Genomic DNA, 17,913 nt, shown 5'->3' with positions numbered 1-17,913 from the left:
GGACCAGGGCGGCAGAGGGGCCCCAGCGAGATCGGTCCCGGGTCACATCCCGGGGGTTAGTGCGGTTGTGAAGTTACACCACTCCAAGGGACATGACCCGATGGTCGCCAGGGTGGTCGAGTCCATCCCGGACAGGTCGGTCGAGACACGCTCTCCGGTCGCCCGTGAGCGTACGCCCTCGATCAGTGCGGTACGAATGCGGTCGAGTGCTTCGTTTCGCGGCCTTTTCTCCGGTATCCACCACCGCGTTACGGTTGAACCGCCGACCTCCAAGACCAGCCGGTGGCCTGGCGGAACCAGGTTCACGCCTTCCCACGCACTTTGGTCCCGGGGAACGGCGTTTTTTGTCGGCCAGGTATGCGGTCAGCCAGACACGATTCACGTCGGCGCTGGTCAAAGCGGCCAGTGCGCGCGAACTGGATCCCCAGATGACCTGGCCGTCGTCAGTACGAGTGGTGTACACAGGGCACGCGCCGGAGGTGTCGGTGAGGATCTCCACCCTGTTCGCAGTGCTGCGGAGGGTGGTGAAGGACCCGGCCCAACTCCCGATCGTCGTTCCCAGGTCCGGTGTGTCCATCGCAGCTTGGAACTCCAGATCGGTCGCCGAGCACGGGCCGATGACGGCCAGACGCGAGTCAGTGCGGATGATGGTACGAACGTGCTGGTGTCGCCACGGTCCCACCGTCCACAGGGGCGGGTCGGTCCACAACAGGTCCGCATCTACGGGAACCGGAGCGTCAGCCGGTCCTGCGGCACAGCCGCCGAACCATCTCATGGAACCTCCTGGCATCAGAGAGGTGTGGCAGCCCGCCTCCCGGACCGCCACACACGAGGGATGAGTCGGTCTAGTCGTAGGGCGACTGCTTGCTCTCGATGCTCTGGTCGTCGCTGCCCAGTGTCAGGTCGGCGGCGTTCCCCAGGACGATGACGTCAGGGGTGTCGTCGTGCTGCTCTTCCATCCGGTCTCCCTTCGGAGTGGTGTGGCACCACGTTAGGCAGCAGACACGTTTCCGTCGACGAAGATTCTCGCCTATTCGACAAGAATGCGTATCCGGTCGGGCGGCGAGAATAATGGAGAATAGTGGAGGCCGTGTGCCTTATGAGCTCATAACCCGTGTGGCTCTGTGGAGTAGCTCTCTGGCTCCGTCGTTGAAGCGGGCTCCGGCTGAGGCCATCTCGAAGACATGCAGGTACTGCTCGATCTCGCTTCGGTGCGTCAGCGTCAGCTCGGCGGACGCGGTCTCGATGATGACGGCGTCCTCGTCCTGGACCCAGAAACCGTGGAGAGGAAGATACGGGGGTGGCGCATCAAAAGGGATGATTCCTACAGATACATTGGAAAGTCCGGAAACTGAAATCAACCGGTCGATTTGCTCTATCATGGTGTCCCGGTCCCCGCGCCTGTGGTGGAGTGCCGCTTCGGCGATGAGGAAATGGAAGCGCTTGTCCCGCCGATAGAGGATCTCCTGGCGCCTGATCCGCTGCTCAACGGTCTCTGCGAGCCCTATCGCGGTCCCGTTCCTGCGGCTGACCATCTCCAGAACAGCGGCGGCATACCCCGGTGTCTGGAGCAACCCCGGGATGATCATCGACTCGTAGGCCCGGAACTGGGAGACCCGCTCCTCCTCGGTGACTATCCGTGACTGGATGCCGCCCAGCCCACCACCGAGTTGTTCCTTCCACTCGACCCACATCGACTCCAGGTTCCGGAGCCGCGCCAGGAGATCGGTGTGCGCCTCCGGAGCACCGCAGGCGCGCACCCACGCGGCTACGTCCTCCGGACTGGGTGCCTGACGGCCGGTCTCGATCTTGGAGACCTTGGACTGGCTCCACCCCAGCTGATTCGCGAGTTGGTTTCCGGTGAGCCCCGCTGATCCGCGCAACTTGCGGAGGCGCTGGCCCAGACCACGCCGGGCTCGTTCGATGCTGTGGGTCATCTATGCGTGAAACTCCTTGGTGCACTCCGGTCGTACTCATGGTGTTGCCGAGGGATCTCCACGAGGGTCTCGTTGTCAGCCAGGTCACGGACGTCTCCCATCGCCTCGGGGTCCGTGACCTTGTAGCCCTGCACGACGATCGTGCCTCGATCGGTCTCGTACAAGGTTGGACACATGCCGCCCTCACTGTCGGTGCCGAGGAAGGTCAGCCGCATGAGCACTCACTCTCGCCTAGTCGCGAATATTCGCTTCTCTTCAAGGCTTCATGATCGACTGTGCCTGAGCAACCACTCTTGGTGTCCACTTCTGGCCATCAGAGGATGGCCAGGCCAGATCCTGTCGGAGATGTCCGTGCCAGGGGTCGGATGTCCGACCGTGGTGCCAGACCGGTCGAACCAGGCCCCCGTCGACAGACGGAACGCGCGCGGTCAGTCCGACGCGACCCCCCGCGGCGGCTCGAAGGCCCGCACCGGCGGCAGCGGATCCGTGAACGGCTCCACCCGCACCCGCGTCAGCTGCCCCGTGCACGCCTGGGACAGCGACGACGTCCCCACGTCCTCCGTGAGCACGTTCGGATTCCCGTGCGCGCAGGTCACCCCCGCCGCCGACCGGTCGAACCAGGCCCCCGTCGACAGCTGCACCACCCCCGGGCGCAGCGCGTCGCTGACCACCAGCCCCGCCAGGCACGAACCGCGCGGACTGCTCACCCGCACCACCTCACCGTCGCCGACCCCGGCGGCACGGGCGTCGTCCGGGTGCATCCGCAGCGGCGCGCGCTCGCGGACCTTCTGCGACCGGCTGTACGCCCCCATGTCCTGCTGACTGTGCAGCCGCCCGCTGGGCTGGTTGGCCAGCAGCACGAGCGGCCATGCGCCGTCCCCGGCCCCGACCACCGGACCCGGCAGCCACACCGGGTGACCGGGGCAGTCCTCGTACCCGAACGACGCGATGGTCTCCGAGAACAGCTCGATCCGCCCGCTCGGCGTCCGCAGCGGCGCCCGTCCGGATCGGCGCGGAACTCCCCGAACAGGGCCTCGTCCTCCACCCGCCCCGGGATCTCCACCCGGCCGCGCGCCCAGAACGCGTCGAAGTCGGGCACCTCCAGTCCCGGCGCGCCGCCAGCGATCGCCAGCGCCCGTAGATCAGCCGCAGCCACTCACCGCTCGTCCGGCCCTCGGTGAACTCCTCGCGCACACCCAGGCGTTCGGCCAGGTCGGCGTAGGTGTCGTACTCGTCGCGCGCCTGCCCGTGCGGCGGCACCGCGCGCGGCATCGCGCGGACGGTCAGGTCGCCCTTGCTCGCGGTCAGGTCGTCGCGCTCCAGCACGGTCGTCGACGGAATGACGATGTCGGCGTGGCGCGCGGTCGCCGTCCAGTGCGTCTCGTGCACCACCACGGTCTCCGCCCGGCCGACGCCCGACTCAGCCGCGCCAGGTCCTGGTGGTGGTGGAACGGGTTGCCGCCCGCCCAGTACACCAGCCGCACGTCCGGGTACCGCAGGTCGGCGCCGTCGAACCGGTAGCGCCCGCCCGGGTTCAGCAGCATGTCCGCGACCCGCGCCACCGGGATGAACGCGTCCACCGGGTTGTCGCCCTGCGGCATCCGGGGCAGACCGAGCGGGGTCGACCCGCCGCCGTAGTTGCCCATCGACCCGTACCCCGACGCGAACCCGCCACCCGGCAGTCCCACCTGCCCCAGGCAGCACGCCAGCGCCAGCCCCGCCCACAACGGCTGCTCGCCGTACCGGGCACGCTGCACCGACCAGCCCACGTTGACCAGCGTCCGGCGCTCGGCCATCCGCCGCGCCAGCGCCCGCAGCCGGTCGGCCGGAACACCGCTGACCCCCTCCGCCCACTCGGGGGAGCGCGCCACCCCGCCGGGACGCCCGTGCTCGTCGCGTTCGCCCCTCACGTAGGCGCGCAGCCGGTCGGCACCCACCGTGTACCGGTCCAGGAAGGCGGTGTCCGCCAACCCTTCGGTGAACAGCACGTGGATGAGCGCCAGCAGGACGGCGGTGTCGGCGCCCGGCGCGATCGGCACCCACTCGGCCCGCACACCCTCGTCGGTGTCGTCGGCCAGCGGCGACACCGACACGAACTCCACACCCGCGTCGGCGGCGTCGCGCATCGCGGGCAGCGCGGTCTGGGCGGCACGCCCCCCGGACGACGTCCAGGTGTTCGACACCCGCAGCCCGCCGAAGGACACCAGCAGCTCCGTGTGCTCCCGGATCTGGGACCACGCCGGGGCGCGGTGCAGCAGGCGGTTGGCGCCCGGCGTCCCGAGCAGCCGGGGCATGAGCACCTCCACGGCCCCGTGGCTGTAGGTCGCCCGCGAGCGCGTGTACCCGCCGATCGTGTTGAGGAACCGGTGCAGCTGGCTCTGCGCGTGGTGCACGCGGCCCGCGCTGCCCCAGCCGTAGGAGCCGCCGTAGATCGCGGCGTTGCCGTGCTCGCCGCGTACCCGGTCCAGTTCGCCCGCGAGCAGGTCCAGGGCGGTGTCCCACTCGACCTCGACGTACTCGTCCCGCGGGTCGCCCCGGCGCGGGTCCGGCCCCGGCCCGCGGTCCAGCCAGCGGCGGCGCACGGCCGGTCGCGCCACGCGCGAGGCGTGGTGCTGGGCCTGCGGGGTGTTGCCCATCACGGGCGACGGCGCGGGGTCGTCGGGGTCCGGGCGCACGCCCACCACGCGGCCGTCGTCGACGACGACCTGGTAGCTGCCCCAGTGGGCGCTGGTCGGGTGGCGCGTGGCGGCCATGGTCACTCCCGGTCCTCGTGCTCTCCGGGGCGCGTCGGAGCCCCGGACCACACCCTACGCACCGCCCGGTGCGATGATGAGCCCCCCGACCCGGCCAAGGGCGGGGCGTGCGCCGCACGGAGGCGGCGGCGCGGACGGTCGAACGGAACGGGAACGGCGATGGGTGAACTCAGGTCGCGGCGGTCGGTCCTCGCGGTGCCGGGATCCAACCCCCGGTTCGTGGAGAAGGCACGGGGACTGGACGTCGACGCCTTCTTCCTGGACCTGGAGGACGCCGTCGCACCCCTGGAGAAGGAGGCCGCGCGCGAGAACGTCGTGCGGGCGCTCAACGACGGCGGGTGGGGTCGGAAGCTGCGGTCGGTCCGCGTCAACGACGTGTCCACCGCTTGGGCGTACCGGGACGTGATCGCCGTCGTGGAGGGCGCCGGGGCCGCACTCGACTGCCTCGTCCTGCCCAAGGTCACCTCCGCGCGCGACGTGCACTGGCTCGACACCCTGCTCACCCAGATCGAACGCGCCGTCGGGTTGGAGGTCGGTCGGATCGGCATCGAGGCGCAGATCGAGGACGCGCGCGGCCTGACGAACGTCGACGCGATCGCCGCGGCCTCGCCCCGCCTGGAGTCGCTCGTCTACGGCCCCGCCGACTTCATGGCCTCGCTCAACATGAAGAGCCTGGTCGTCGGCGAGCAGCCGCCCGGCTACGACACCGGCGACGCCTACCACCACGTTCTCATGCGCATCCTCACGGCCGCGCGCGCCCACGGTCTCCAGGCCGTCGACGGCCCCCACCTCCAGATCCGCGACGTGGACGCCTTCCGGCGCTCGGCCTCCCGCACCGCGGCGCTCGGGTTCGACGGCAAGTGGGTCCTGCACCCGCTCCAGGTGGAGGCGGCCAACGAGGTCTACGCCCCGACCCAGGAGGACTACGACCACGCCGAGCTGATCCTGGACGCCTACGAGCACGCCACCACCGTCGACCGCCGCGGCGCGGTCATGCTCGGCGACGAGATGCTCGACGAGGCCTCCCGCAAGATGGCGCTGGTCGTGGCGGGCAAGGGGCGCGCCGCCGGGCTCCGCCGCACCTCCTGACACGCGCCTCACCGGGTTCTTACCGGCCTCTCACCCGGATACGGGAGCATGTGCGCATGGAAGCCACCTCCTCGTCCGCGGCCACCGTGCTGGTCGCCGATGACGACCGGGCGATCAGGGAGTCACTGGAACGCGCACTCCAACTGGAGGGCTATGAGGTGCGCACGGCGGCGGACGGTGTCCAGGCCCTCGCCTCCGTGCACGCCGACCCGGTGGACCTGCTCGTCCTCGACGTGATGATGCCCGGCGTCGACGGTCTGGGCGTGACCCGGGTGCTGCGGGCCGAGAAGGACCGCACCCCCATCCTCATGCTCACCGCGCGCGTGGAGACCCCCGACCGGGTGGCGGGACTCGACGCGGGCGCCGACGACTACCTCGCCAAGCCCTTCGAGCTCGACGAACTCCTCGCGCGGCTGCGCGCCCTGCTGCGCCGCGCCGCCCCCGTCACCGAGGAGGGCGAACCGGAGGGGCCGCTCCAGGCGGGCGAGCTGCGGCTCGACCCGCTCGCCCGCCGCGTCTGGCGCGGCGACCGCGAGATCGACCTGTCCAAGACCGAGTTCGACCTCCTCGAACTCCTGGTCCGCAACGCGGGCATCGTCCTCGACCACGCCACGATCTACGACCGGATCTGGGGCTACGACTTCGGCCCCGAGTCCAAGAACCTCGCCGTCTACATCAGCTACCTGCGCCGCAAGCTGGAGGGCGGCGGCCCGCCGCTCATCCAGACTGTCCGCGGTGTCGGGTACACACTGCGCGCATGAACACGCCGAACCGGAACGGGACGTCCCGCCCCCGGTGGCGCGAGCTGCTCGCCCAGCCGCGCGACTGGCGGTTGGGCACCCGCTTCGCCGTCCTGTTCGCGCTGGTCGCGGCGGTGACGATCGTGCTCGTGGGCACGCTCGCCTACACGACCGCCGCGTCTCTCATCCGCACCGACGCCCGGGACGAGTTCGACCGCACGGTCGAGGAGCTCTCCGAACAGCTCGTCACCCAACACGGCTCCGGGGGGCCGGACGCGGTCGTCACCGGCCTCGTGATCATGACCAACGATCACTTCCAGACCCAGTACCTCAGCCCCGACGCGCCCGGCGGCTCCCGACCGCCTCACCCGAGCGGATCGTCATCCTGCCCACGGACGAGCGCTCCCTGGAGATCGCCCGTTCCGCGGACCCCGGCGTCACCGACGTCCAGGAGGTGACCTCCAACGATCTGGAGTTCCGCGTCGCCACGGTCTCCATCGGCAGTGAGGCGGGCGCCATCCAGTTCGTGCAACGCCTGTCCCCGGTGGAGCAGATGATCGACCGGCTCGCCACCCAGATCCTGTGGGCCGGCCTGCTCGTCGCACTGGCCGCCGCCGCCGCCGGATGGCTCGTCGGCCACCGGACCACCCAGCGCCTGGTCAGTCTCACCGACGCCGCGGAGTACGTCAGCTCCACCGGACGCCTGGACCCGGTCAGCGACGGCGAGCGCGCCGGGGAGGGCGGCCAGGACGAGGTGGGCCGCCTCAGCAGCGCGTTCGACGCCATGCTCGCCCGCCTCGCACACTCCAAGGACGAGCAGCGCCGCCTCGTCCAGGACGCCGCTCACGAACTGCGCACGCCCCTGACCAGCCTCTACACCAACGTGCAGGTGCTCGGCAGGGTGGACCGCCTCAGCCCCGAGGCGCGCGATCGGCTCATCGACGACCTGCGCGGCGAGACGCGTGAGCTGACCACGCTGGTCAACGAGCTCGTCGGCCTGGCCACCGGCGAGCGGGAGGACGAGCCCCAGAGCGCTGTCACGCTGGGCGAGGTCGCCGAGCGCGTCGCCGTCCGGACCCGGCGGCGCACGGGCCGGGAGATCGTCGTGGACGCCGACGCCAGTGTCGTGTGGGGCCGTCCCGGTTCCCTGGAACGCGCGATCGCCAACCCGGTGGAGAACGCCGCCAAATTCGACCCGGAGGCGCTGCCCCGATCGAGATCCGCGTGCGCGGGGGTGTCGTGGAGGTACTCGACCGCGGACCCGGCATCGCCCCCGACCAGCTCGACCGGATCTTCGAGCGGTTCTACCGCGCCACCGAGGCCCGGGGCCTGCCCGGGTCCGGCCTCGGGCTGGCCATGGTCCGCGACATCGCCCGGGCGCACGGCGGGGACGTGTTCGCGCGCAACCGCGAGGGCGGCGGAACGGTCGTCGGCTTCCACCTGCCGCCGTTCACGCCCCCCGCGGAACCGGGCTGAGCGCACGGACTGGCCGGTCGCCCGGTGTCCGAGCCCTGTCCGGAAGGCCCCGGGACGCGTCCCGGTAGATTCGCTCGAACCGATCCAGCGAGTCCTCCCACCGGTGCCGGGCCGCCATGCCCCGGCTGTGCTCGCCCATCCCCCGTCGCCGAACGTCGTCGGCCACCACGTCCGCCACTCGCAGCGCCAGAGTCTCGTGGTCACCGGGCGGGAACAGGTACCCGTTGCACCCCACCTCCACCAGGTGCGGCAGTGCCATCGCGTCCGCCGCCACCACCGGAAGCCCGCTCGCCATCGCCTCCAGCGTGGCGATGCTCTGGAGTTCGGCGATGCTCGCGATGGTGAACACGTCGGCACAGCGGTACACGTCCGGCAGGTCGGCGTGGGCGACGAAGCCGAGGAAGCGCACCCGGTCGGCGACGCCCTCCGCCACGGCCAGCTCCTCCAGCCGGCGTCGGCGACTCCCCTTCCCGACCAGCGCCAGTTGGACGTCGGGCACCCGGGCGACCGCGCGGATCAGGTCGTCGATCCGCTTCTCCTCGTCCAGGCGCCCCACGAAGAGCATCGTGCGCCGGTCGGGCAGGCACAACCGGGCGCGCAGGCCCCGCCGCTCGGCGGCACCGCCCCGCGACGGGCTGAAGCGGACGAGGTCGATCCCGCAGGAGACCGGCTCGACAGTCCGCGAGAAGCCCTGGTCGCGCAGCAGCCGTGCCGCGGTCGGAGTCGGCGTCGTCACGTGCTCGGCCCCCGACAGCACCGCGCGCAGGTCCCACCACGCGAGGCGGGCCGCGTGCGCCCGCAGCGCCTCGGGCACGTGCAGGTAGTCGAACAGGTTCTCGGGCATGAAGTGGTTGGTGGCCACGACCGGAACGCCGTGGTCGCGCGCGGCGCGGGTGAGCGTCCGGCCGACGATGAAGTGGTTCTGGACGTGCACCGCGTCCGGCCGCAGCCGGGACAGCAGCCGGTCCAGGTGTCCGCGCGTCCCGACCGGGACGGTCAGTCGGACACTCTCGTGGGAGAGCGAGGGCATCGACCGCAACCGGTGCTCGACCACCCCGTCCCGCTCGACCACGGACGGTCGCCCCTCGGGAGAGGGGCACACGACGTGCACCGAGACGCCGCGTTCGGTCAGCCCCCGGGCCAGGCGGGCGGTGAAGTAGGCCGCGCCGTTGACGTCGGGCGGGTAGGTGTCGGTCCCGATCAGGAGCCGGACACCGCGTCCCTTCGTGTCGGGGGGACGCGTTCCGGGAGGGACCCGGCGGGTCCGCGGAGCGGAGGAGGCGGGGGAGACGAAGGACGTCGACATCGAGAGTTCTCCCGCGGGCGAGGTCGGGGCGCGGAGTGGGCGCGAGTGCGGAGCACCCGGGTTGACCGACACCGACCTCGCGGTGACGACGGAGCGACCGGTCCGATAGCACATGACCCAGCGAACGATACTGTCCGTGATCGCTCGTGTGCGCGAATGTCATCCGCTGGTGACCGGGGACGTGTGGGTCAGGAGACGGCCGAGCTCGGGCGGCGCCCGATCCGTCGCGTGTGCCCGAGCCACCACTCCAGAACGATCAGCGGGACCATCCAGCTGACGAACATGCTCGCGGGGAAGAGGTCCATGACCAGGTCCGAGACTCCTCCGTCGTAGTCGCGGCCGATCCGGGGCAGCATGGCCAGCAGGAGCAGGGGGACCACCAACCGCTGCAGGGCGATGCCGTAGATCAGGACGAAGCTGCGCAGCATCCACTCCCGGTGCTCGGCGTACCGGCGCCGCCGCACCATGACATAGCCGGTCACGGTGAAACCCAACCAGGCGACCGCCCACAGCGTGGTTCCGACCTGGCTGGACGGACCGGTGTGGCTGAGCGGGGCGATGAGCAATGCGGGGATTCCGACGAGGGGGACGCCGCCGAACACGTAGACCCGGCCGCACCAGCGGTGCACGCTCGGGTGGCGCTCGCGGAGCCACGGCCACACCTGGCCGATGACCAGAACCATGAGGACGGTGCCGCCGGCGATGTGCGTCCACAGCATGGGGTAGTGCCAGGGGACGTCCGCCCGCACGGGGATGGGGGCCTGGTCCGGGTCGAGTCCGAGGTAGGGCGGAACGGACAGGGTCAGGAACACCAACGTGCTCAGGGCCAACGGGACGATCCAGGGCCTTCGCCACCAGGGGACGCTGGGTCGTGCGCGGCGGGCGGGCCGTTCGGTGGTCGACGCGGGGGGTGACATGGTCGCGTGCTCCTCTGGCGGGTCTCTCGGGGCGCCGGAGCGCCGGCGGGCGCTCCGAACAGGAGGAACGCTACGCCCGCCAGGCGTTGGCGCACGAGAGTGCGCGCACCTGGACCCGGGGTGGAGCGGTGGTGAGCACGCGCGGTGGAGCAGGGACCCGCGTGAGGGTGGTGGAGGCGCCTCCACCACCCTCACCCGCGAGGGCGCGTGAGTGAGGGGCGGCCCCGGAACCCCATGTCCGGGGCCGCCCCTCGGGAGGGACGACCGAGGTCGTCCGGTCAGTCGCCGATGTCGTCGGCGCCGGAGCTCTGCTCCGCGAGCGTCACCGTCACGTTCTGCGCGCTGCCGGATCCGCCTCGAAGGACCCCGAAGGTCACCTCGTCACCGGGGCGGTGCGACCGGATCAGGGCGATCAGCTGGTCGGGGGAGGAGACGGTCTCACCGTTCACGGACACCACCACGTCTCCGGTGGACAGCCCCGCCTCCTCCGCGGCGCTGCCCCGGTTGACCTCGACGATCTCCGCGCCGCCCGCGGAGCTGCGGGTGATCGTCGCGCCGATCGCCGCGTAGCTCGCCGAACCCTCCTCGACGAGCTGCTCGGCGATGGGCCGGACCTGGTTGATCGGGATGGCGAAGCCAGGCCCACCGAACCGCTGTCCTGCGAGATCCCGGCGATCGCGGTGTTGATCCCGATCACCTCGCCGTTCATGTTCACCAGCGGGCCTCCGGAGTTGCCCGGGTTGATGGCGGCGTCGGTCTGGATCGCGTTGATCACCGTCGAGGTGGGACCCGCCTCGCCCTCGGTGATCCCGGTGTTCACCGGACGGTTGAGCGCGCTGACCACGCCCGTGGTCACCGTGCCGGACAGGCCCAGCGGGGAACCGATCGCGACCACGTCGGCCCCCACGCCGACCTGGTCGGAGTCGCCCAGCGTGGCGGGTTCGAGGTCGCTGCGACCCTCGGCCTGGAGCACCGCGATGTCGGACACCGCGTCCGACCCCAGGACCCGCGCGGGCGCCGTCGAGCCGTCGTTGAACATCACCTGGAGGGCGTCGCCCCGGGCCGCCTCCACGACGTGCGCGTTGGTCAGGATCTGGCCGTCCGAGGAGATGATCACGCCGCTCCCGCTGCCGTTGGCGGTCTCGATGGACACCACGCTCGGCAGCACGGTGTCGGCCACCTCGCCGACCTCGCCCTCGGTCGGCGTCAAGGTCTGCTCGCCGTTGAGCGAGCTGATCGGAGACGACACCCCGTCCGGCAGCAGGTAGGCGGTGCCCAGGGCCGCGAGGGGGCCCACGACGAGGCTGGTCACCAGGGCCGTGGCCGCCGCGACGGCGACGACGCGGCCGCCACGGGGCCCTCCGGGCTGCGGTACCTGGCCCGGAGGTGGCCCCTGGTGGCCGAAGGGAGGTTGACCAGGCTCGCCGGGGCCCTGCGGTCCGCCGGGGCCCTGCGGTCCGCCCGGCCCGCCGGGGCCCTGCGGTCCGTAGGGGCCGCCGAACGACGCGTGGCCGCCGGAGAGGGCCGAGCCGTCGCCTGGTGCTCCCTGGTCACCGTGCGGCGGGACGGGGCCGCCCGCGTGATGGGCGTACGGGCCGTGCTGGCCCCCGGCCCAGGCGCCCTCACCCGGCCGCTGCGGCGACGGGTAGGTGTAGGCCGCCTGGTCGGACAATTCGGGCCCGGTGGCCCAGTCGTGGGACTGGCCGGTGGGGGCGAACCGGGGTCCGGTCTCCGCGGCGGACGCGCCGTCCGACGCAGACGCGTCCTCGACCGGGGCGGTCCGGTGGAAGCCCTCGTCCCGAGAGGACGGCTCCTCGGCCACACCGGACGCCTCGGGCGGGTCGGCGGGCTCGGCGGGACGGTGCCCTGGCTCCTCCTGCCCGGCCGCCGTGCCTGCACTGGGTTCGTTGGGGTTCAACTCAGCCTCCGACTCGCGGGACGATGCCTGCTGACTGGATCCATCATGGTGCGCACGGGTTAGAGCATGGTGAGAGCCCGATATGCCAGGGTTTCGAGTCCATGTGACGGTGCCCTTCCCGGCACGATAGCGTCCATCTGCCACCGTGGCGCAAAGGAAGGGCGGGCCGTGATCAAGATCGTTCTGGCGGATGACGAACACCTGGTCAGGGGGGCGATCGCGGCGCTCCTCGGCCTGGAGGAGGATCTGGACGTCGTCGCCGAGGTGGGTCGGGGCGACCAGGTCGCGGACGCCGTCCGCGAACACGTCGCCGACGTCGCGGTCCTCGACATCGAGATGCCCGGCGCCACGGGGCTGGAGGTCGCGGCGGAGCTCAGGACGTCGGCGCCGGACTGCGGAGTGGTCATCCTCACCAGTTTCGGCCGCCCGGGCTACCTGCGCCGGGCGCTGTCCTCCGGGGCCCGGGGCTTCCTGGCCAAGGACGCCCCCGTGGACCAGCTCGCCGGCGCGATCCGCCGGGTGCACGACGGCGGGCGGTACATCGACACGGACCTGGCCGCCGCGGCGATGGTCGGCGGGGAGAGCCCGCTCACCGACCGCGAGACCGAGGTGCTGCGCGCGGCCTCGGAGGGGGCCACCGTCGCGCGGATCGCCGGGACGCTGCACCTGAGCGAGGGCACCGTGCGGAACTACCTGTCCAACGCCATCGGCAAGACCGGTGCCGACAACCGGATGGCCGCCGTCCGGACCGCTCAGGACATGGGTTGGCTCTGAGCTGATGCGGGACTGTTCCTGTTCGCCATTCCTCCTGATCTCTTCCTCGTCGAGATCGTGCACCGCGCGCGAGTGTCCGGAGAGGACCGACGTGCCGTGAGGACTGACCACCATCCCGGTGTGGGCCGGCGACGTCGCCGGGGCCGCCCGCTACAGCAATCTCAGCACCATCATCGCCGTGTCGTCCGTGTGCCCGCCGGGCGCGTACTCCTCCAGTTCGCGGTCGATCCGGCTGATCACCGCCTGCGCGGTCAGTCCCGCGCACCCGGAGAAGATCTCCTTCAGCCCCTCGTCACCGAGCATGTCCGAGTTGCTCCGCCGCTCGGTCACACCGTCGGTCACCGCCAGTACCACCTCGCCGGGGCGCAGCTCCACACTCTCGTTCTCGAACCCCACGTCCTCGAACGCCCCCAGCAGAGGCTGCGACGACCCGAACGACGACACCTCGCCCTTCTGGTTCAGCCGCAGCGGCAGCGGGTGCCCCGCGGACACCATCCGTACCCGCATCCCCCGACCGCGTCCGTGGCCGGGGTCATCTCCCCGTACAGCATGGTCAGGAACCGCGTCGAGGTGTTCTCGTCCAGGATCGCCATGTTCAGCCGCTGCATGATGTGCGCCGGGGAGAATCCCTCCCTGGCCAGGGCCCGCAACGTGTGCCGCGCCAGTCCGGTGATCGCCGCGGCCTCCGGTCCCGTGCCGCACACGTCGCCCACGGCGAAGCACCACCGCCCGCTGGCCGCGAACACGTCGTAGAAGTCCCCGCCGACCACGTTCTTCTCGTCCGCCGGACGGTAGAACACCGCGTGGTCCACACCGGGGATCACCGGCTCCTTCTCCTTGGCGGGCAGCAGGCTGCGCTGGAGCGCGACGCTCATCGAGGCCTGCCGTTCGTGCAGCCGCGCGTTCTCCATCGCCGACGCCACGCGCCGGCTCAGGTCGTCGGCCACGTCCACCTGGTCCCGGGTGAAGTCGTCCGCCTCGCTCCGCCCGATCGTCATCCGCCCCAGCGCGCGCCCGTGCGCCACCAGGGGAATGCTGATCGCCGGTCCCTGCGACAGATCCCGGGTCAGGCTCTCCGTCAGCCCCGCCTCGGCGAGCTCCTTCGGTGACCACAGCGGCCGCGGCTCGCGCTGTTCACGCGGCGGCAGCTCGGACAGCAGCTCACGCAGGATGTCGTTGAGGTTCTCGTCGCGGTGCGCCACGTGCGTCAGTTGGAAGACGCCCATGTCGTTGGTGGCGTGGATGGCACACCACTGGCCCAGGCGCGACGTGATCAGCTGCGCCGCCAGCGCCCCCGTCATCCGCTCGTCCAGTGTCCCGGCGAGCAGGTCGCTGGCCTCGGCCAGGAAGCTCAGCGACGCACGGCGGCTCAGCTCGACCTCCGCCAGCCGGGACCGCTCGACGGGCAGCGCGATCCGGTCCGCCCCCTCCTGGAGCCGTTGCGCCGCCGCCGGACCGAAGTGCCGCGTCCGCTTCGACGCGACCCCCAGCAGCCCCGTCACCCGGCCGTCCACGATCAGCGGCGCGGTCACCAGGGAACGCATGCCCGCGCGCGAGAGCCGACCCCGGCTGGCGCGAGCGATCATCAGGTCGTCGTTGATCGTCGGACCGGGTTCCGGCGCGGCGGACGGGAACACCTCCTCGGTACGGATCCGCAGGGGCCGCCAGGGAGCGTCGTCACTGGTCAGACCGACCGCGGACCGCACCTCCCACATGGTCTCGTCCGAGGTCGCCAGCGCGATGTAGGCCGCGTCCCCGCCCAGCGCCGCGGCGGCGTGCTCCACGGTCCGCTCCAACAGCTGCCACAGGCTCAGCCGCGAGTTCAGCGCGGCGTCCAGCGACGCCCACGTGCTCGGCCGGGTCGGGCGGTTCGTCCGATCGCGCACCGGCGGCGACTCCAGCGACGGCGGTCGCGTGCTGTCCTCGATGCGAAACCACACCGCCTTGTCGTCCCGCCCGTAGCTCACCCCCCAGCTGGAGGCGATCGCCGAGGCCAGCGCCAGCCCGAGGCCGGCGCCCCGGGTCTCGTCCGACTGCGGCGCGGCGTCCACCCGCAACGGCCCGGCCTGCGGGACCGCCCGGTCGGGCACCGAGTCGGTCACCATCACCTCGATGCACCCGTCCACCTGGCGGACCGCCACTTCCAACGCCGACCGCGCGTGGACCACCGCGTTGGTCACCAACTCGCTGACCAGGAGGATCACGTCGTCGAAGGGCTCCGGCGCACCCCAGGACAGGAGGGTGTCGTGGACGAACTCCCGAGCGGCCGCCGCGGTTTCGGGAGCGGGCGGGAAGTCTCGTCGGGCGACCTTCGACGCGTCGTGTGCTGGCAAGCCGGGCAAGTCCTTCGTCACTGGGCGTGGGCAGCGGGGAGTTAGGGCTGCCACTGCCACGATACGCGGGAGGCGCACCCCAGGAGGTCCGGATCCACCGGAGCGCCTCACCAGTGCGGACGAGACCGGCGACCGACCTGTGCGGGCGCGTTCGGCGGACGGGCATCCCGGTCGCCCCCGTCGTCGCCGCTCCTTCGCGACCCCGCCGTCCGGCGGCCTGGACCCGTCGGCCGCCAGGCCGGGCCGAAACCCCTTCCCACGCCGCGTTCCCGTGCCATCATGCGATCATGCGCCTCCCCTTCCGGCGGACAGCCGGCCAGGTCCCGGAGCGGGCGGCGGTGGTGATCCCGGTGAGCCGCACGTGGGCGCCGAGCGAGGACGCGCCGCGGGATCGCCGCCGGGCCGTCGCCGGGCGCGCCTGCACCCGCGCGCCCGCGCCACTCGGCCGCGCCGGAAGATCAGTCGGGAGGGGCGCGGCCCCGGTCATGGGGTCACTAAGCTGAGTCGCAGACACTGAGTCACCGACAGATCCACTTCTTTCGGGTGGTAGAGCGCGACGGTAGCGTGACCGGACGGGAAGTCGAGGTGGACCAGACCAGCGGGAGGGGTTCGATGCCCGACGCGGCCAAGGAACTGGCTGAGGAACAACTCGAAGAGATTCTCAGTGCCCTCTACCGCATGCGGGACGGCGATTTCAGCGTGCGCCTCCGCGAGCGCGGCAGCGGCACTGTCCAGGAGATCGCCTCGGTCTTCAACGAGGTGGTCGACCACAGCGAACAGCTCAGCAGCGAACTCCAGCGTGTCGGCGACGTCGTCCGCGACGAGGGCCGCCTGCACGAACGCGTCGCGGTCAACCCCTCCCGAGGGGCTTGGGGCGAGAGCGCCCGTGCCCTCAACGACCTCCTCGACGAGGTCGCCGAACCTGTCACCGACGTCGCCCGCGTCCTCGACTCCGTCGCCGAGGGCCAGCTCAGCCGCCGCGCCTCCACCGAGGGCCGCCGGGGCGAGCTCAAGGGAGACCTCCTGCGCCTGGCCACCACCGTGAACCGGATGGCCGACCAGATGAGCGGCTTCACCGAGGAGGTCACCCGGGTGGCCCGTGAGGTGGGCACGGAGGGCAAGCTCGGCGGCAGCGCGCAGGTCGAGGGCGTCTCCGGGGCCTGGCGCGAGGTCACCGAGTCGGTCAACCAGATGGCCTCCCGCCTCACCAACCAGGTTCGGGACATCTCCGCGGTGACCACGGCGGTCGCCCGCGGCGACCTCGGCAAGAAGATCACCATCGACGTCCAGGGCGAGATGCTCGACCTCAAGGACACGGTGAACACGATGGTGGACCAGCTCTCCACCTTCGCGGACGAGGTCACCCGGGTGGCCCGCGAGGTGGGCACGAGGGCAAGCTGGGCGGTCGAGCCAACGTGCGCGGGGTCCAGGGCATCTGGAAGGACCTCACCGAGAACGTCAACTCGATGGCGGACAACCTCACCAACCAGGTGCGGGACATCTCGCAGGTGACGACGGCCGTCGCCCGGGGCGACCTGACCCGCAAGGTCGAGGTGGACGTCCAGGGCGAGATGCTCGCTCTGAAGAACACCGTGAACACCATGGTCGACCAGCTGGACTCGTTCGCCGACGAGGTCACCCGGGTGGCTCGCGAGGTCGGCACCGAGGGCAAGCTGGGCGGCCGGGCCAACGTCAAGGGCGTGTCGGGCATCTGGAAGGACCTGACCGACAACGTCAACTCGATGGCCAACAGCCTCACCTACCAGGTTCGCAACATCTCGCAGGTGACGACGGCGGTCGCCCGGGGCGACCTGAGCAAGAAGATCACCGTGGACGCCCAGGGCGAGATGCTCGACCTCAAGGACACCATCAACAAGATGGTCGACCAGCTGGACTCGTTCGCCAGCGAGGTCACCCGGGTGGCTCGCGAGGTCGGCACCGAGGGCAAACTGGCCGGTCAGGCGCACGTGCGCGACGTCTCCGGGGTCTGGAAGGACCTGACGGACAACGTCAACTCGATGGCCAACAACCTGACCTACCAGGTACGCCAGATCTCCATGGTCACGCGTGCGGTGGCGGCGGGCGACCTGACCAAGAAGGTCACGGTCAACGCCAAGGGCGAGATCCTGGAGCTGAAGGACACCATCAACGTCATGGTGGACCAACTCTCGGCCTTCGCCGACGAGGTCACCCGGGTGGCCCGCGAGGTGGGCACCGAGGGCAAGCTCGGCGGCCGAGCCGACGTCCCGGGCGTCTCCGGCATCTGGAAGGACCTCACCGAGAACGTCAACTCGATGTCGCACAACCTCACCACGCAGGTGCGCAACATCTCCGAGGTCACGACCGCGGTCGCGGCCGGCGACCTCACGAAGAAGATCGACGTCAACGCCCAGGGCGAGATCCTGGAGGTCAAGACCACCGTCAACACGATGGTGGACCAGCTCTCCGCGTTCGCCACGGAGGTCACCCGGGTCGCGCACGAGGTGGGCAGCCAGGGCCAGCTGGGCGGTCAGGCCAAGGTCGAGGGCGTCTCGGGCACGTGGAGGCAGCTCACCGACAGCGTGAACGGCCTGGCGGGCAACCTGACCATCCAGGTGCGCGCGATCGCCGAGGTCGCCAACGCCGTGGCCAAGGGCGACCTGACCCGCAACATCCAGGTCGACACGCGCG

The 17,913-nt window shown here is 71.2% G+C and carries 9 protein-coding genes and 5 pseudogenes; 6 read left to right on the top strand and 8 right to left on the bottom strand.

What is annotated here, in order from left to right:
• Positions 1-845: 845 nt before the first annotated feature.
• From BJF83_RS26740 to BJF83_RS12430, 4 genes and pseudogenes are all read right to left on the bottom strand, one after another.
• A complete protein-coding gene (locus tag BJF83_RS26740; protein ID WP_143831861.1) occupies positions 846-959 on the bottom strand; it encodes an albusnodin family lasso peptide in 114 nt (37 codons plus the stop codon).
• Between the two features lie 138 nt (positions 960-1,097).
• Positions 1,098-1,937 (bottom strand): helix-turn-helix transcriptional regulator, encoded by an 840-nt coding sequence (locus tag BJF83_RS12440; protein ID WP_075926406.1) that lies wholly within the window; start codon positions 1,935-1,937, stop codon positions 1,098-1,100.
• Positions 1,934-2,152, bottom strand: a complete 219-nt coding sequence (locus BJF83_RS12435; RefSeq protein ID WP_075926412.1) for a hypothetical protein — start codon at positions 2,150-2,152, stop codon at positions 1,934-1,936. Before BJF83_RS12435 ends, BJF83_RS12440 begins: the two co-directional genes overlap by 4 nt.
• 213 nt (positions 2,153-2,365) lie before the next feature.
• Positions 2,366-4,690, bottom strand: a pseudogene (locus BJF83_RS12430) (molybdopterin-dependent oxidoreductase).
• 159 nt (positions 4,691-4,849) lie between these two features.
• Here BJF83_RS12430 and BJF83_RS12425 point away from each other — a divergent pair.
• From BJF83_RS12425 to BJF83_RS12415, 3 genes and pseudogenes are all read left to right on the top strand, one after another.
• The gene (locus BJF83_RS12425) at positions 4,850-5,779 is read left to right on the top strand and encodes a CoA ester lyase (protein WP_075926405.1); all 930 of its coding nucleotides are present in this window, start codon (positions 4,850-4,852) and stop codon (positions 5,777-5,779) included.
• A 56-nt stretch (positions 5,780-5,835) separates the two neighbouring features.
• On the top strand, positions 5,836-6,540 hold the full coding sequence (locus BJF83_RS12420) for a response regulator transcription factor (RefSeq protein WP_075926404.1): 705 nt from the start codon (positions 5,836-5,838) through the stop codon (positions 6,538-6,540).
• A pseudogene (locus BJF83_RS12415) lies at positions 6,537-7,995 on the top strand (ATP-binding protein). The gene BJF83_RS12420 and the pseudogene BJF83_RS12415 overlap by 4 nt, the downstream one beginning before the upstream one ends.
• Here BJF83_RS12415 and BJF83_RS12410 read toward each other — a convergent pair.
• The 3 genes and pseudogenes from BJF83_RS12410 to BJF83_RS12400 all read right to left on the bottom strand — a co-directional run bounded on the left by BJF83_RS12410 (position 7,970) and on the right by BJF83_RS12400 (position 12,136).
• Positions 7,970-9,301, bottom strand: a complete 1,332-nt coding sequence (locus BJF83_RS12410) for a glycosyltransferase (protein ID WP_083678509.1) — start codon at positions 9,299-9,301, stop codon at positions 7,970-7,972. The pseudogene BJF83_RS12415 and the gene BJF83_RS12410 sit on opposite strands and share 26 nt — an antisense overlap.
• A 188-nt stretch (positions 9,302-9,489) precedes the next feature.
• Positions 9,490-10,218, bottom strand: coding sequence for a DUF2306 domain-containing protein (locus BJF83_RS12405; protein ID WP_075926403.1), 729 nt, complete (start codon positions 10,216-10,218; stop codon positions 9,490-9,492).
• Between the two features lie 278 nt (positions 10,219-10,496).
• Positions 10,497-12,136 (bottom strand): annotated as a pseudogene (locus tag BJF83_RS12400) (S1C family serine protease).
• 168 nt (positions 12,137-12,304) lie between these two features.
• Here BJF83_RS12400 and BJF83_RS12395 point away from each other — a divergent pair.
• Positions 12,305-12,910 (top strand): response regulator transcription factor, encoded by a 606-nt coding sequence (locus tag BJF83_RS12395; RefSeq protein ID WP_075926402.1) that lies wholly within the window; start codon positions 12,305-12,307, stop codon positions 12,908-12,910.
• A gap of 150 nt (positions 12,911-13,060) precedes the next feature.
• On the opposite strand, the pseudogene BJF83_RS12390 reads toward BJF83_RS12395, so the two are convergent.
• A pseudogene (locus tag BJF83_RS12390) lies at positions 13,061-15,243 on the bottom strand (SpoIIE family protein phosphatase).
• Positions 15,244-15,807: 564 nt separating this feature from the next.
• Between BJF83_RS12390 and BJF83_RS31080 the strand changes: the two are divergent.
• Positions 15,808-16,755: a HAMP domain-containing protein gene (locus BJF83_RS31080; RefSeq protein WP_394329328.1), complete on the top strand. Its 948-nt coding sequence runs from the start codon at positions 15,808-15,810 to the stop codon at positions 16,753-16,755.
• Positions 16,710-17,909: pseudogene (locus BJF83_RS31075) on the top strand (HAMP domain-containing protein); the annotation flags it as partial. The gene BJF83_RS31080 and the pseudogene BJF83_RS31075, both read left to right, overlap by 46 nt.
• Between the last annotated feature and the right edge of the window lie 4 nt (positions 17,910-17,913).

Source organism: Nocardiopsis sp. CNR-923, from assembly GCF_001942255.1.
Classification (GTDB): domain Bacteria; phylum Actinomycetota; class Actinomycetes; order Streptosporangiales; family Streptosporangiaceae; genus Nocardiopsis.
This window is presented reverse-complemented; position numbering and strand designations above follow the sequence as displayed.

Excerpts from the sequence above, each read along its gene's own strand:
- BJF83_RS26740 (WP_143831861.1), bottom strand. The coding sequence starts at position 959 with ATGGAAGAGCAGCACGACGACACCCCTGACGTCATCGTCCTGGGGAAC.
- BJF83_RS12425 (WP_075926405.1), top strand. The coding sequence starts at position 4,850 with ATGGGTGAACTCAGGTCGCGGCGGTCGGTCCTCGCGGTGCCGGGATCC.
- BJF83_RS12410 (WP_083678509.1), bottom strand. The coding sequence starts at position 9,301 with ATGTCGACGTCCTTCGTCTCCCCCGCCTCCTCCGCTCCGCGGACCCGC.
- BJF83_RS12440 (WP_075926406.1), bottom strand. The coding sequence starts at position 1,937 with ATGACCCACAGCATCGAACGAGCCCGGCGTGGTCTGGGCCAGCGCCTC.
- BJF83_RS12420 (WP_075926404.1), top strand. The coding sequence starts at position 5,836 with ATGGAAGCCACCTCCTCGTCCGCGGCCACCGTGCTGGTCGCCGATGAC.
- BJF83_RS12405 (WP_075926403.1), bottom strand. The coding sequence starts at position 10,218 with ATGTCACCCCCCGCGTCGACCACCGAACGGCCCGCCCGCCGCGCACGA.
- BJF83_RS12435 (WP_075926412.1), bottom strand. The coding sequence starts at position 2,152 with ATGCGGCTGACCTTCCTCGGCACCGACAGTGAGGGCGGCATGTGTCCA.